The 15,005-nt window shown below is 40.8% G+C and carries 13 protein-coding genes; 3 read left to right on the top strand and 10 right to left on the bottom strand.

Annotation, left to right across the window (positions count from 1 at the left end):
- Positions 1 to 279: 279 nt before the first annotated feature.
- A complete protein-coding gene (locus QZ488_RS18500; protein WP_293751504.1) occupies positions 280 to 1,257 on the bottom strand; it encodes an EamA family transporter in 978 nt (325 codons plus the stop codon).
- 116 nt (positions 1,258 to 1,373) lie between these two features.
- On the opposite strand from QZ488_RS18500, the gene QZ488_RS18495 reads away from it, so the two are divergent.
- On the top strand, positions 1,374 to 2,828 hold the full coding sequence (locus tag QZ488_RS18495) for a PLP-dependent aminotransferase family protein (RefSeq protein ID WP_293751502.1): 1,455 nt from the start codon (positions 1,374 to 1,376) through the stop codon (positions 2,826 to 2,828).
- Between the two features lie 154 nt (positions 2,829 to 2,982).
- On the opposite strand, the gene QZ488_RS18490 is transcribed toward QZ488_RS18495, so the two are convergent.
- From QZ488_RS18490 to dapB, 7 genes are all read right to left on the bottom strand, one after another.
- The gene (locus QZ488_RS18490) at positions 2,983 to 3,894 is read right to left on the bottom strand and encodes a PHB depolymerase family esterase (RefSeq protein WP_293751500.1); all 912 of its coding nucleotides are present in this window, start codon (positions 3,892 to 3,894) and stop codon (positions 2,983 to 2,985) included.
- 175 nt (positions 3,895 to 4,069) lie between these two features.
- Positions 4,070 to 4,270: a hypothetical protein gene (locus QZ488_RS18485; RefSeq protein WP_293751498.1), complete on the bottom strand. Its 201-nt coding sequence runs from the start codon at positions 4,268 to 4,270 to the stop codon at positions 4,070 to 4,072.
- A gap of 203 nt (positions 4,271 to 4,473) precedes the next feature.
- A complete protein-coding gene (locus tag QZ488_RS18480) occupies positions 4,474 to 4,818 on the bottom strand; it encodes a RidA family protein (protein ID WP_293751496.1) in 345 nt (114 codons plus the stop codon).
- Positions 4,819 to 4,891: 73 nt separating this feature from the next.
- The gene (greA, locus tag QZ488_RS18475; RefSeq protein ID WP_293751494.1) at positions 4,892 to 5,368 is read right to left on the bottom strand and encodes a transcription elongation factor GreA; all 477 of its coding nucleotides are present in this window, start codon (positions 5,366 to 5,368) and stop codon (positions 4,892 to 4,894) included.
- A 108-nt stretch (positions 5,369 to 5,476) separates the two neighbouring features.
- The gene (carB, locus tag QZ488_RS18470) at positions 5,477 to 8,695 is read right to left on the bottom strand and encodes a carbamoyl-phosphate synthase large subunit (protein ID WP_293751493.1); all 3,219 of its coding nucleotides are present in this window, start codon (positions 8,693 to 8,695) and stop codon (positions 5,477 to 5,479) included.
- A gap of 47 nt (positions 8,696 to 8,742) precedes the next feature.
- Positions 8,743 to 9,888, bottom strand: coding sequence for a glutamine-hydrolyzing carbamoyl-phosphate synthase small subunit (gene carA, locus QZ488_RS18465; protein ID WP_293751492.1), 1,146 nt, complete (start codon positions 9,886 to 9,888; stop codon positions 8,743 to 8,745).
- 298 nt (positions 9,889 to 10,186) lie between these two features.
- Positions 10,187 to 10,990: a 4-hydroxy-tetrahydrodipicolinate reductase gene (gene dapB / locus QZ488_RS18460; protein WP_293751491.1), complete on the bottom strand. Its 804-nt coding sequence runs from the start codon at positions 10,988 to 10,990 to the stop codon at positions 10,187 to 10,189.
- A 196-nt stretch (positions 10,991 to 11,186) separates the two neighbouring features.
- Between dapB and QZ488_RS18455 the strand changes: the two genes are divergently transcribed.
- Positions 11,187 to 11,729 carry a PH domain-containing protein gene (locus QZ488_RS18455; protein ID WP_293751490.1) on the top strand — a complete coding sequence of 181 codons (543 nt, stop codon included), beginning with the start codon at positions 11,187 to 11,189 and terminating at the stop codon, positions 11,727 to 11,729.
- The gene (locus QZ488_RS18450) at positions 11,722 to 13,344 is read left to right on the top strand and encodes a PH domain-containing protein (protein WP_293751489.1); all 1,623 of its coding nucleotides are present in this window, start codon (positions 11,722 to 11,724) and stop codon (positions 13,342 to 13,344) included. Before QZ488_RS18455 ends, QZ488_RS18450 begins: the two co-directional genes overlap by 8 nt.
- 117 nt (positions 13,345 to 13,461) lie before the next feature.
- Here the strand turns inward: QZ488_RS18450 and QZ488_RS18445 are convergent, their stop codons facing one another.
- Positions 13,462 to 13,692, bottom strand: a complete 231-nt coding sequence (locus QZ488_RS18445; protein ID WP_293751488.1) for a DUF2789 domain-containing protein — start codon at positions 13,690 to 13,692, stop codon at positions 13,462 to 13,464.
- Between the two features lie 254 nt (positions 13,693 to 13,946).
- The coding region (gene dnaJ, locus QZ488_RS18440; protein ID WP_293751487.1) for a molecular chaperone DnaJ at positions 13,947 to 15,005 on the bottom strand (1,059 nt) is incomplete at its 5' end.

Below are 15,005 nucleotides of genomic sequence, written 5' to 3'. Positions count from 1 at the left end.
TGATAGTCGATTTTAACAACCACTATCTTGGCTCATTTGAAGCCGTTATGGGAGGAGAGGGTCCATACCATTAATCCGTATAAAGAACTGACCACTCAGAATGCACCAGCCATTTTTGCGTAAGGCGTCACTATGCAGTAATGGTTAATCCCTTTCAAGTAGTGGGAACGAAGCGCAAGAATGGCTGGTGCTTTCCCTTTAGGGCGAGTTTTAAAAGGACTTACTCTGCGTTGCTCGAATTCGCAATAGAATAACTATTACTTCATTCAAGCGCCTTGATTAAGTCCTTTTAAAATCTCGCTGAGAGGTCACTTCTTTATGCGGAATGGTATAACAACTAGAGCTTTGTTCAATCACCTTATTAACACCCAACAAGGCTTTAATTTTATCAATCGGCGTAAGCACTATCACATTACCTGTGAGTACTAATACAAACCCAATCACAGTGCTGGTTTGCCAAATAACCCCTTCAAACATCATGCTCAGCGTTACCGCTACTACGGGAAATAACACCACGGCATAACTGGCTTTTTCTGGGCCGATGTCCTTCAACAATACAAAATAACAGGCAAACGCGATAACGGTACCAAATACACTTAAATACAACAGAGATGCAATATACGGCAGCCTAGTGTCTAGGCTAAATTCAGAGCCGTTTATCAGAGTATAAGCGAGCAAAAATACACTTCCGTATAACATGCCCCAAGCATTGCCCTGCATAATACCAATATTGTTTTTAGAATTTCGCACACTGGTCATATTGCCCAATGAGGCGACAAAAGTGCCACCTAGCGACAGCCCTAATCCAATCATGGCTTCACTGGCAATATCCAGCGTTTTAACGTCTTGCCAAAACAATCCAACAATACCGGCTAGGCCTAATAAGGCACCAATAAAAATACGTGGAGCAATTGGGTTACCAAAAAATATACGGGTATTAATAATGTTCATCACTAATAACGTAGAGAACGCAATGGAGGTCATAGCCGAGGTTAGGTAGTCTTGTGCCCAATACAAAATCAAATAATTAAAGCCAAAGTTACAACAGGCTAATAACATAAAGAAAATATGATTTTTAAGGCTGAACTGCATAGGCAATTTTGCAAATAAACAATATCCCCACATCAATAACGCCGCAATGGAAAAACGGTAAACGAGCGATACTTCAGGCGCAACCACACCCAATTGAAACTCGATGGCTAACCATGTAGAGCCCCAAATCAGTACTGTGAGAACATATAAAACCGCGCTTCTCATTTTCTATTACTTTCCTTTACTAAAGAACACAAAGCTAATTTACCTCGTAAACTGCATACTAAACAGATACAGTTAATTAGAAATACAACCTATACAGATTGAGATGATACTAAATTATGACTACCTCCACCTTAAGAGAATCCAATACTTATTTGTATCAGCAAGTCATCAATTTGATAACAGAGATGCGTGTCAATGGTACGTTGCAAGCGGGGCAAAAGCTGCCGTCTTTACGTAACTTATCCAACTCTCTTTCGGTCAGTATACCCACAGTTAAACAAGCTTACATCGAATTAGAGCGACAAGGATTAGTATTAGCCAAACCTAAGTCTGGATATTTTCTCACACAACAAAACAAATCAGTGCAACCTAAGAAAGCCCGTTTACCGAGTAAACCTATTGCTGTGAGTCGCCAACAATTAATCGAAGACGTGTTTAAGTCGATTCATCAAACTCAAAACTTACCCCTAGGTGTGGCTAACCCTGTAGCGGTGTTACCTATCACTAAGACCTTAAATCGCACCATGCGACGGGTTATGTCTGTGATGGGAGATAAAGCTCTATTTTATGGACCTGTAGCCGGCTACGAACCACTGCGAAGACAACTGGCTTTTAGTTATATGGAATACGCCCTCACCTTAGGCCCAGATGACATTATTATCACCAACGGAGCGCAAGAGGCGCTGAATATAGCATTACAATCCGTCGCTAAAGCTGGTGATGTGATTGCCGTTGAGTCGCCTTGCTATTTTGGTATTTTAGAATTAATTGAAAACCTTGGTATGTTGGCGTTAGAAGTGCCTATTTGTCCAGAAGACGGGTTAACAGTGCAAGACTTGCAAAAGGCCATAAATATACATCCAGTCAAAGCCTGTGTTTTTTCAAGCACTATCGCCAACCCCATGGGTTGTGTATTAGCAGATGATGCCAAACAACAAATAGTCGAATTGTTAGAGAAAAACGACATCCCCTTAATCGAAGATGATGTGTATGGAGATCTATATTTCACTGAAAAGCGTGGCACACCGGCACAAAAATACAGTAAAAAGGGTTTAGTGATCACCTGTAGCTCTTTTTCAAAAACCGCTGCGCCAGCCTATCGCATTGGCTGGATAGCCACCCATAAATTTAGTCAAAAATGTGTTCAGATAAAACGCGCAATGTCATCTTCGTCTTCACATATGAACCAAATTACACTTTTTGAGTTTGTTAGAACCGGCGATTACGAGCGATATCTCAGCCAATTGCGCAGCGTGTTACTCACCAACAAATCACGTATGCGCAACAAATTACAACAACTATTAGGTGACAACGCTCGTATCAGCGACCCCAAAGGTGGCGCCGTATTATGGCTAGAGTTCGATAAGTCCATCAATAGCGCTGAGGTGTTTCAACTCGCTTTACAACAAAATATAAGCGTGAGTCCAGGCACCTTGTTTTCCCCTAGCAATCGTTATCAACACTGTATTCGATTGAGTTATGGGTTGCCTTGGGATGACAGAGTCGAAGAAGGGCTTAATGTGTTTGCGAGTATCTGTCTTAAAGCAAAACATAACACCAACAACTTATGAATAAACTGGTGCGATTTATTAGAAATAACTTACTTTATAAAGCGGGATGAAGGGTATTTGTTTTGTTTAGCGTTTTATTAAGCCTGCTCGGCATCCTAGCTATACCGTTATCATTCAAATTTCTAAGTATCCTCAGGTTGTTGTTCTGTATACCCTATTTGGGTAATGGATGACGTTTGAAAAATTGCCAAATCAAATGCGAAGCAGGCAGATTTTCTTCCGTTTTACCTAAACCATATTCACTTAATTTTTCAGCCATAGGCGATCCTGGCCAAGTGTGTCCCGCCTCAGTTGAGCGATAAAAATCAATATCAGCATTACTTTTGCAGTTTCTATATTGGATAAATTCGACTGATGGAGAATGTTGAGTTTGGGTAATCGACTGGCACTGATTGTTATTTACCCAACCAGCTAATGCATCCTCAACCCCCATTTGCCAATACACAGGCGAATCACTTCGAAGAGCATAGTGATTAACCCTATCCTTTTCACCGTGAAAAGTAATAGTTGGCACCCCACGAGAAGGTTTGCAATCCTTTGGATACCTAATACCCGCCACAGGACCAATAGCGGCAATAGTTAAAGACAGGTCACAAGCTAATCGACTACTCATACGAGCCCCTCCAGAAAAACCTGTCGCAAAAATCTGTGTGGCATCTATTGAAAACTGTTGTTTTAATGTCTCGATAAGCTGGCGAATAAACAACACATCATCCGGGCCTTTTTTGAGATTAACATTCCATGTAATGGGCCCATCGGTTTTACGTTTGAATAAGGCAAGTGGCGAAACCACTATAAAACGTTCAATTTCAGCCAAGGTTTCGAATTCGGACAACTCCACTTGTGTATCCGGATGAGCGTTAGTACCGTGAAAATTAAGTATCAATGGATAGGCATTATCTGCAGAGTAAGTAGACGGAATAAATAAACGGTAATTTCGCTGATCATTAGCAATCTTAATGGTTTTTAGCGAACTTGATCCCTGAGCATATAAGCCACAACTTGTTGTAAGAAAAATTAAGACCAATGTACTTAACACAAGGCTTTTACTTAATAATTGAGACATAAAAAATTACTTCCATAATGACTGGGGTTGTTTTGTAGCAAAATTTTACGATGGCTGTCTATCCGACTGATTTAACTGAGAAATAAACCATGGAAAGAATAAATGAAGGTTCCTTGCCCATAACGTAAAATTGTTAAGGTTGTTTAGCTAACTTTTGGCAACTTGTCAGGTGTCATTACCACAGCTTTATATTGACATTTTTAGGTAATATTTTAAGTAGGCCTTTATTACCTTTAACACCATAAATTATGAACAACATGCCAATTACCATTGAAGACAGGCCCTCAATGACACTTTGCTGGCCAGAATACACCATGATTGGCATTAAAATTAAAAACAACAAACCTACGATTAGTCCTAATATTCTTATGACCAAAATATACTCTCCTTAGTAATCTGCCTAAGACTTAAACATAACACCAAACTAGCGGACTAAGTAGTGCTTGCTGTTATGTGTTTTAAATTCATCAAGAAAATATACTCAATTAAGTTACCAAACATTATTGAGTACATAACTGGGTGTAGCTATTACAAATTACTCAACACCCGCCACCCTAGCGGTAACTTGTATCTCAATCTTCATTTTTCATCTATCAAGCCTGCTTCAAACATAGTGGCTGCGGGCCTGATTTCACCAAAGTACTGATTAAGCAGTGGCCAACAGGCATCAAAGTCGTGTTTGTTGGGTAATATGTAGGTCACTCTTACTACATGTTTAAGCCCACTCCCCGCTTCAATAAGAGCTTGTTCTATATTCTGCAAACATTGTTGGGTTTGGTTTGCGACGTTTTCTGAAATCGACATATCAGCATAGTTGTAACCCGTAGTACCTGAGACAAAAACATAGTCGCCATCTACTACTGCACGGGAGTAACCAATTTTGCTTTCAAATTCAGAGCCACTAGATATCAATTTTCTATTCATATTTATCTCCTAAAACAAAAAAACGAGGCCTATAGCCTCGTTCTAATTAAATTGAATATTGAAGTCCTATCAATTAGACATATTCCACAGCAATAATTTCAAACTCAATCTTACCTTTAGGGGTTTGAATATTAACTACGTCATCTAGGGATTTACCAATCAATCCACGGGCGATAGGTGAGCCTACTGAGATCAAGTTGTTCTTAATATCGGCTTCATCCTGACCTACTATTTTGTAGGTGATTTCTTCGTCTGTTTCTAAATTGATAATAGTCACAGTGGTGCCAAAGATTACTTTGCCGTTATTGGTCATTTTGGTGACATCAATAATTTGTATGTTAGACAGCTTACCTTCAATATCTTGCAGGCGTCCTTCACAAAAACTTTGTTGCTCACGAGCAGCATGATACTCGGCGTTTTCTTTCAAGTCGCCGTGTTCTCTAGCTTCAGCAATAGACTTCACTATTTCTGGTCTTTTAACTGTCTTTAAATATTTCAACTCTTCACGGAGCAATTCTGCTCCTTTAGCTGTCATTGGATATAACGTCATATCAACAACTCTCTTATTTTTGTTATCTAATTCAATCTAATGGGTACTAAAAACGACTTTTCAAGCAAAGGACAAACTGAAACTCAGCTTATACTTTGCTTGTCGATGTTAGTGAATACGCTTGTGTAGCTCTTGTACTGAAGTCACACGTGCTCTGTCATCGGCTTTGTTAGCGTTAACTGTAGCAAAAGCGGCGTTCATTGTGGTGGTATAAGCCACTTTGTTCAATAACGCTTCTTTACGAATATACACAGAATCATCAATCGCTTGGCGACCTTCAGTGGTATTCACTATGTAGCAATATTCACCATTTTTGATGGCATCTACTATGTTAGGTCGACCTTCGCTAAGTTTATTCACTACGCTACATTCAACACCGGCTTTATTTAACACAGTCGCCGTGCCTTTAGTGGCTTCTAAAGTAAACCCTTTAGATAACATAGCTTGGCCAAGTTCGATTACGCGGTTTTTGTCGTTCAAGCGAACTGACAACAATGCTTTACCACCAACGGGGATAGGCTGACTTGCTCCTAAATTGGCTTTTGCATACGCCTCTTCAAAACTTTCACCAACACCCATCACTTCACCTGTTGAACGCATTTCTGGTCCGAGTAATGGATCAACACCTTGGAATTTAGCAAAAGGTAATACTACTTCCTTAACAGAATAAAACGGCGGGATAATTTCTTTAGTAATACCTTGCGAAACTAAAGACTGACCAGCCATAGCTCGTGCACCAATTTTGGCAAGAGGCATACCCGTTGCTTTTGATACGAAAGGCACAGTTCTGGCAGCACGCGGATTCACTTCAATCAAATATACTTGGCCATCTTTAACTGCAAATTGGGTATTCATTAAACCAATAACACCTAATTCCAATGCCATGGCTTTTACTTGTTCACGCATCACATCTTGTACTTCAGCACTAAGAGAATAAGGTGGTAATGAACAGGCAGAGTCACCAGAGTGAACCCCTGCTTGTTCGATGTGCTCCATAATGCCACCAATTACCACGTCTTTACCGTCGCAAATAGCATCAACGTCGACTTCAATCGCATCATCTAAGAAGCGATCTAACAATACTGGTGAGTCGTTAGACACTTTCACTGCATTGCTTAAGTAACGTTTAAGGTCGTTAATGTCGTAAACAATTTCCATTGCACGACCACCTAAAACATAAGAAGGACGCACTACCAATGGGAAGCCAATTTTGTCGGCTGCCACTAAGGCTTCTTCTAGATTTCTAACCGTGGCATTTGCAGGTTGTTTAAGGTTAAGTTTGTTAACCATTTTTTGAAAACGTTCACGATCTTCAGCTTTATCTATGGCATCTGGTGAGGTACCAATAATAGGTACACCAGCGGCTTCTAATTCGCGGGCCAATTTAAGTGGAGTTTGTCCACCGTATTGCACGATTACGCCTTTAGGCTTTTCAATGCGTACAATTTCTAACACGTCTTCTAATGTCACTGATTCGAAATACAAACGGTCAGAGGTATCGTAATCGGTAGATACTGTTTCTGGGTTACAGTTAACCATGATGGTTTCGTAACCATCCTCACGTAACGCTAATGCAGCATGTACACAGCAATAATCAAACTCAATGCCCTGCCCTATACGATTTGGACCACCGCCTAACACCATGATCTTGTCATTGTCAGTTGGGTTAGCTTCACACTCTTCATCGTAAGTAGAATACATATAAGCGGTATCAGAAGAAAACTCTGCAGCACAGGTATCTACACGTTTGTAGACTGGATGAATATCAAATCCTCTACGCACTTCGCGTACGTCAGATTCATCTACACCAGTTAATTCAGCAATTCTAGAATCAGCAAAACCTTTACGTTTGAGTATGTTCATTAAATCTTTGTCGATTGAAGATAAACCAGACTCATGCATTTGTTGTTCAAGGATGATCAATTCTTCAATTTGCACCAAATACCATCTATCGATATTGGTTAATTCAAATATTTCATCCACTGACATACCCATACGCATCGCATCGCCTATGTACCAAATACGTTCAGCACCCGGCTCGCGCAATTCACGAATGATAGTGACTCTCGCATCTGGCGCAGTAATATCAATTATCGAATCTAGGCCATTCACGCCAACTTCTAATCCACGCAACGCTTTTTGTAGTGATTCTTGTTGGTTACGCCCAATGGCCATTACCTCGCCAACAGATTTCATTTGTGTGGTTAAACGGTCGTTTGCACCGGCAAATTTTTCAAAGTTGAAACGTGGTATTTTTGTTACCACATAGTCGATAGTAGGTTCGAACGATGCTGGGGTTAATCCACCAGTAATATCATTGGCTAACTCATCGAGTGTATATCCAATAGCTAATTTAGCTGCCACTTTAGCAATAGGGAAACCCGTTGCTTTTGAGGCCAATGCTGAAGATCGAGACACCCTTGGGTTCATTTCTATAACCACTAAGCGGCCAGTTTGGGGATCAACACCAAACTGCACGTTAGAACCACCGGTTTCAACACCAATCTCACGTAATACCGCAATAGCTGCGTTACGCATGATTTGAAATTCTTTGTCGGTCAACGTTTGAGCTGGCGCAACAGTAATAGAATCACCAGTGTGAACACCCATAGGATCAATATTTTCAATGGTACAGACTATGATGCAGTTGTCAGCTTTGTCTCTGACCACTTCCATTTCGTATTCTTTCCAACCAATTAATGATTCATCAATCAACAATTCACTGGTAGGTGATAAGTCTAATCCGCGACGGCAGATTTCTTCAAACTCTTGCTTATTGTAAGCAATACCGCCACCAGACCCCCCCATAGTGAAAGACGGGCGAATAATACAAGGGAAACCAATACGCGTACTGACATCAAAAGCCTGTTCAATAGTGTGAGCAATCTCAGCATGAGGACAAGCTAAACCAATAGACTTCATGGCTTTATCAAAACGTTCGCGATCTTCAGCTTTATCAATGGCATCGGCAGTAGCACCGATCATTTCAACGCCAAACTCTTCAAGCACACCGAACTTGTTTAAATCAAGTGCGCAGTTTAGAGCCGTTTGTCCACCCATAGTCGGCAATACTGCATCTGGGCGTTCTTTTTCGATGATCTTTTTCACCACTTCCCAGTGGATTGGCTCAATATACGTGGCATCCGCCATTTCAGGATCGGTCATAATGGTGGCTGGATTTGAATTCACCAAGATCACTCGGTAACCTTCTTCGCGCAAAGCTTTACAAGCTTGTGCACCTGAATAATCGAACTCACAGGCTTGGCCTATTACGATAGGGCCTGCGCCTAAAATCAAGATGCTTTTTATGTCGGTACGTTTTGGCATGTCTCTAATTACTCTACTAATTTCTTGTACTTTAACTGGTGCGCGCGTTATCGGCTCTGCTGCATCAACTCGATAAAATGGTCAAATAAGGGTGCTGCATCATGTGGCCCTGGGCTTGCTTCTGGGTGCCCCTGAAAACTAAATGCTGGCTTGTCTGTTCGATGAATACCTTGCAAAGATTTATCAAATAATGACACATGAGTCACTTCTAAAGTATTCGGCAAATTATCTTCATCAACAGCAAACCCATGGTTTTGACTGGTAATCATAACGCGCTCGCCTTTGATATCCTTAACAGGATGGTTAGCACCATGATGACCGAATTTCATTTTGACTGTTCTTGCACCACTAGCGAGTGCTAGTAACTGATGACCTAAACAGATACCAAAAATAGGAATAGATTTGTCTAATAGTTGTTTAATCGCCTTAACCGCATAATCACAAGGTTCTGGATCACCCGGGCCATTTGATAAAAACACCCCATCAGGTTTTAAGGCTAAGACTTCATCAGCCGTTGTTTTGGCTGGAACCACAGTCAACTTACAACCACGGTCAACCAACATACGTAAAATATTGCGTTTCACACCAAAATCATAAGCAACCACGTGAAACTCTGGGTTTTCTAATCCGGTTTGATAACCTTCACCTAACACCCAGCTTCCATCTAACCATTGGTAAGATTCATCGCAGGTCACTTCCTTGGCCAAATCCAAACCTTTTAAGCCCGCAAAAGCTTGTGCTTTTGCTAAAGCGACAGATTCATCTAATGGAATATCATCAAGAGTGTTGCTGGCAATAATGCAACCATTCTGAGCACCTTTATCACGCAAAATTCGCGTTAATCTACGCGTATCTATATCTGCAATACCCAGAATATTATTCTCTTCTAGATAGTCAGATAGACTTTGTTCGCTGCGAAAATTACTAAGGAGTAACGGTAAGTCACGAATAATAAGGCCTTTGGCCCAAATTTTATTTGATTCACAATCTTCAGAATTTATCCCCGTATTACCAATATGCGGGTAAGTAAGAGTGACAATTTGTTCTGCATAAGACGGGTCAGTTAGAATTTCCTGATAACCTGTCATTGAGGTATTAAATACCACCTCGCCAACCGACACACCAGAAGCTCCAATTGCAGTACCTTTAAAGACAGAGCCATCTTCAAGTACTAAAAGGGCAGAAATAGCCAAATCAACCTCCAGGTTAGATATTAAACAGTTTTAACCTAGGACTCTGACTTTTCAAGACAATTAGCAGAGTCCGTAGATATCCATATAAACAGTTGATTTACATGAATATTTAGTCAATTTGCAAATTATTTTAAAGTGAAATCTAAACGACCGCACTGAATTTTGGCAAATTCGCAATATTATACATACTAGGGTGTTTCAGGTCTATTCACATTTACAAAAAATGCATAAATAACCGTTTCATCATACTTTTTATACATAAGGGCTAAAAACAACTGTTCTTAACCGAACATTTTGCTTATTTAAAGCCTAATACGTCTTCCATATCGTACAAACCTGCTGGTTTATCAATTACCCAACTCGCCGCTTTGACTGCGCCTTTAGCAAAGGTTAATCGACTTGATGCCTTGTGCGTGATCTCCAACCTTTCACCGATATCGGCAAACAATGCGGTATGTTCGCCTACTACATCACCTGCCCTTACTGTGGCAAACCCTATAGTTTGATGGTCTCGTTCACCTGTTTCACCTTCCCTGCCGTAAACCGCACATTCAGATAAGTCTCGTCCAATTTCATCAGCAATGGCTTCACCAATCGCCATTGCAGTGCCTGAAGGCGCATCCTTTTTAAATCGATGATGGGCTTCCAAGATCTCAATATCAGCAGTATCGGCCATAACTGCTGCTGCTTTTCTGACTAAATTCAGCATCAGATTCACCCCTATACTATAGTTCGCTGCAAAAACAATAGGGATATGTTTTGCTGCAGAATCCAACGCGGCCTTTTGCTGTGTATTCAAGCCTGTAGTGCCAATGATGATGGGTTTGTTGTGTGCCACACAAAAATTCAGGTTGTCTGGTAGAGCAGCTGGTAAAGTAAAATCAATCAAAACGTCTATTTGTTGGATGTTTGCAGATAGATCGGCGCTCACCAACAAGCCTTTTTTACCTATACCTGCGAGCTCTCCTACATCTATTCCTACTAAAGAAGAGGTAGCTCGCACGCCAGCAGCGGTCAATTTGTCGTCCACACTGAGCTCGATAGCTTCTATCAAGACTCTGCCCATGCGGCCATTGGCACCGAAAATAGCAATATTATTCATAGTGTTTAATTCATTTTTTTATTAGTAATTTATGGATAGATTGTGCCTTAATTATGTCTTTGATGCAGTAAAGGAAAAGGTAACTTTTTTGTATAACTAACCTCAGCTTCGCATAAGGAAAGCAGCACTTAGCTTTAAAGTCGGGTAGTATTAAACTCAATATACTCATTGTTATCACTGTTTATTTGGATTACCCATGTTAGAAAGTAGCTTTACCAACCTAAACGAGCCTATTAACCAGTTACCAGCAATACAGAGCCTAGATACACAATCCCTATCTGAGCAATACGCACCGCTAAATCGTTTAATTAACTTATGCGTTACCCTGTTTGTTTGTGTCTTGGGTTTGGCCATTTATTTTCAACCTTTTATCCCATTACCAAATGGTTTGCTTAATGTATTACCCTACATCATTTGGGCTGTGGCTATATTAGGCTTTTTAGGCACTTGGTTCAGTCATGCGCAAGATCAAGTGAAATCGTATGCCCTTAGAGAATCAGATCTACATTATTCAAGTGGTTTATTTTTTAGAAAAATAGTCAGCCAACCTATTACCCGTATTCAGCACATCGAGCTCAAACGAGGCCCTATTGAAAGAAAAGTCGGCTTAGCTACGTTACAAGTATTTAGTGCCGGAGGTGAGATGCATACCTTCCAAATACCTGGACTACCAGTAGATATAGCCTTACAACTTCGCCAGTTTATATTGCAGCATAAAGATGTGGTTAAACATGGATAACCAAACCACTTCCGTTGCCACTGATAACATTGACACTGATAGCCTAAGTAATGCTGACAAGTCACAAACCCTAGATGATTGGCAAGTTTTATCGCCCGTAGCCATTTTGTATTTTGCGGTCAGTGTGTTCAAACACCTCCTAGGTAACTTTATCTACCTTATCCCTGCGTTTGCTTTCAGTTATAAAAGTGTACTTGAACATCCTTATATCTGGTTACCCGCTATTTTAGTGGCGTTTGGGCTGTTATCACTTTTCGCTTTTCTCAGCTTTAAAGTGTATCGCTACCGATTAACTGAGGACAATATCGAAATCCGTTCGGGCATATTCAGCAAAAAACATTTAAACCTGCCATTTTCCCGGGTACAAAATGTCAAAATTGAACAACCCATTTATTATCGTCTTACCGGCCATGCTTGTTTACAGTTGGACACCGCAGGTTCATCTAAAAACGAAGCGAAGTTGGTGGCAATCAAACTAGATTTTGCCCAACAGTTAAAAACACGCATTCAAAACCATGTGCACGACATTTCATTAGATACAGAGAATTTGTCTGCGGATACAACTGGGATTGAGAATGATTCAGTAGATAGTCAAAAACAGGAAGTTGAGCTTAATCAACGAAAGTTATCCGACTTGGTTATTCATGGTATTACCAGCAACAGGATTTGGATTTTTTTGGGCGGACTGGCACCCTTTTATGACAACATATTCGAATCTATGGGCGAATGGTTAACAACCTTAGGAATTGATTTAAGCGACCTATTTAGCCTGCAAACACATTCTCTACTCGAGGTTGGCTTGGCCGCCCTTTCACTGACTATGCTGATCATGTTTGTATTAGTCAGCTTTTCGGTAATAGGCGCGATCATTAGTTTTTACGGTTATACACTGAGTAAGCTAGATGACAAATACATCAGGCGCAGTGGACTGTTCACTAAACACGAAGTCAGTATGCGTTTAAGCCGCTTACAAATGGTAGTCCAGAAACAAGATTGGCTAGATGTACTGCTAAAACGCATCAATCTCAAATTTGAACAAAGTAGCTCCTTTGCAAGCAACTTGAACACCTCTGCTGCTAGTAGCAAAATTATTGTACCGTCCATCAAACCCCATGAATGCCAAGCGCTGATAAATGATGCCTACCCCGGCAACATTCTCAATACGCTAGTCAGTGATGATGGGTTTGAAGCTATTAGCAAACGTTTTATTTGGCGTAATATTGTATATGTCTTAATGCCCCTGTGGTTAATCAGTGCAGGCTTTACCCTGATGAATGACAAACTGATGATAGCAGCCTTGATAAGTGGATTGTTCGTAGTCCTAAGTGGTTTAGTTGTTTTACGCTGGAAGCGCTGGGGGATCGCCAAAGATGAAAACTTTGTGTACCTGAGAAAAGGCCTAATTGGAGTCGACTATTATTGTTTCCCAACCTACAAGCTTCAACAGACTCAGTTCCAACAAAACTTTTTGATGAAGAAAAGGCAATTAGCCACAGTAAAATTTATTCTGGCCTCTGGCTCGCTTAAAGTGCCTATGCTCCCTGAAAAGTTAGCCTATAAGCTTATAGATGAAGGGCTTTATCAAGTAGAGTCTACTCAAAAGTCTTGGATGTAATAAAAAGCCGCTACATTTAGCGGCTTTTAAAATACTTTAATTTATTGTTCGAAGATAATAAGACTCAAGCAACAGGCAATTATTCTAGCCTGTTAGAACAAGCTATGAAACTAAGCGTTAACGTAACATAGTGTCTAGTTGATCTACGATTTCAGACCAATCAGCATCATCAGCTTTTGATTGTTGTAAAAATGAAGATTGTGATGGCGACCAAAAGGCTGCTTGATGTAATTTAACATCACTGGCTATCGGCGCATTTTTACTAATAAATTCTGCAATAGATGCCTCTGAGCTGGCTAGGCCAAGTTGCTTAAACAATTGCTCTAACGAATGGTTTTGTGATTCCATTTATACTCCCCTCTATTCAATCGTATACGATACATAACGTTAGCCACTGACGACTAATGCCGTTACGTTAACATATCACTACTGCGATGCAGATTCTTCAAATTCTTAATTGTTAGTAAATTGCTCTGACAGGTTTAGTGTTCAACGAACATATTTGAAGCGCCTCTTTTACATTTGCACTTTGGGGATGGGACAACAGCTAACAAAAAGGCCGCTTTAAAGCGGCCTTTTGTAGATAAAAAGTCAATTAACGATTAATTAGTTAAATCATCAAAAAACTTTTTCACACCATCAAAAAAGCCACTTTCTTTCGGGCGATTTTTGGCAGTATCTTTACCTGTTCCCATAGAACTTTCTAGTTGCTCTAGCAGTTCTTTTTGGCTGACACTTAAGTTAACAGGAGTTTCGATAACCACTTTACAAATTAGGTCACCGACACTGCCACTGCGTACTGACTTAACGCCTTTGTTACGCAAGCGGAACATTTTCCCAGTTTGGGTTTCAGCAGTAACTTTTAACTTAACTTTACCTTCTAAAGTTGGCACTTCAATGTCACCGCCTAATGCCGCTCTGGTGAAACTTAATGGCACTTCGCAATACAAGTTATTACCTTCACGGGTAAAAATCTTGTGGTCTCGCACATGAACTTGTACATACAAATCACCTGCTGGCGCGCCCATTTCACCGGCTTCACCTTCGCCAGATAGACGAATTCTGTCACCTGTATCAACACCGGCTGGTACTTTAACCGATAAGGTTTTAGTTTTTTCTACGCGGCCTTGACCATGACAAGGTTTACACGGATCGGAGATGATCTTGCCTCTACCCGAACAAGTGGGACAAGTTTGCTGTACAGCAAAGAAACCTTGGCGCATTTGCACTTGGCCTTGTCCATGACAAGTGGGACAAGTTGTTGGGCTTGAGCCTTTTTTCGCGCCTGAACCATCACAGGTATCACAACCCACAAGTGTAGGTACACGAATTTCGACACTTTTGCCTTTTACCGCTTCTTCAAGTGAAAGTTCTAAGTTGTAACGTAAATCAGAGCCTTGACGAGCACGAGATTGACGACCACCGCCTCCCCGTCCACCACCAAAAATATCGCCGAATACATCACCAAAAATATCGCCAAAGTCGCCACCCTGACCACCGCCACCGCCGCGATTAGGATCAACACCGGCATGACCATATTGATCATAAGCCGCGCGTTTTTGCGAGTCAGTTAGCATTTCGTGTGCTTCTTGCACTTCTTTGAATTTTTCTTCCATAGCTTTATCACCCTGAGTTCTATCTGGGTGGTATTTCATCGCTAG

The sequence above is a fragment of the uncultured Paraglaciecola sp. genome (assembly GCF_913020055.1).
Lineage (GTDB): Bacteria > Pseudomonadota > Gammaproteobacteria > Enterobacterales > Alteromonadaceae > Paraglaciecola.
The sequence above is the reverse complement of the archived record's forward strand: the minus strand, read 5'-3'. Positions and strand labels throughout refer to the sequence as shown.

What these genes read in the sequence shown, in the direction of transcription:
- QZ488_RS18500 (WP_293751504.1), bottom strand. Translation starts at nt 1,257, where the DNA reads ATGAGAAGCGCGGTTTTATATGTTCTCACAGTACTGATTTGGGGCTCT.
- QZ488_RS18480 (WP_293751496.1), bottom strand. Translation starts at nt 4,818, where the DNA reads ATGAATAGAAAATTGATATCTAGTGGCTCTGAATTTGAAAGCAAAATT.
- QZ488_RS18495 (WP_293751502.1), top strand. Translation starts at nt 1,374, where the DNA reads ATGACTACCTCCACCTTAAGAGAATCCAATACTTATTTGTATCAGCAA.
- QZ488_RS18490 (WP_293751500.1), bottom strand. Translation starts at nt 3,894, where the DNA reads ATGTCTCAATTATTAAGTAAAAGCCTTGTGTTAAGTACATTGGTCTTA.
- dapB (WP_293751491.1), bottom strand. Translation starts at nt 10,990, where the DNA reads ATGAATAATATTGCTATTTTCGGTGCCAATGGCCGCATGGGCAGAGTC.
- QZ488_RS18450 (WP_293751489.1), top strand. Translation starts at nt 11,722, where the DNA reads ATGGATAACCAAACCACTTCCGTTGCCACTGATAACATTGACACTGAT.
- carB (WP_293751493.1), bottom strand. Translation starts at nt 8,695, where the DNA reads ATGCCAAAACGTACCGACATAAAAAGCATCTTGATTTTAGGCGCAGGC.
- QZ488_RS18455 (WP_293751490.1), top strand. Translation starts at nt 11,187, where the DNA reads ATGTTAGAAAGTAGCTTTACCAACCTAAACGAGCCTATTAACCAGTTA.
- QZ488_RS18445 (WP_293751488.1), bottom strand. Translation starts at nt 13,692, where the DNA reads ATGGAATCACAAAACCATTCGTTAGAGCAATTGTTTAAGCAACTTGGC.
- greA (WP_293751494.1), bottom strand. Translation starts at nt 5,368, where the DNA reads ATGACGTTATATCCAATGACAGCTAAAGGAGCAGAATTGCTCCGTGAA.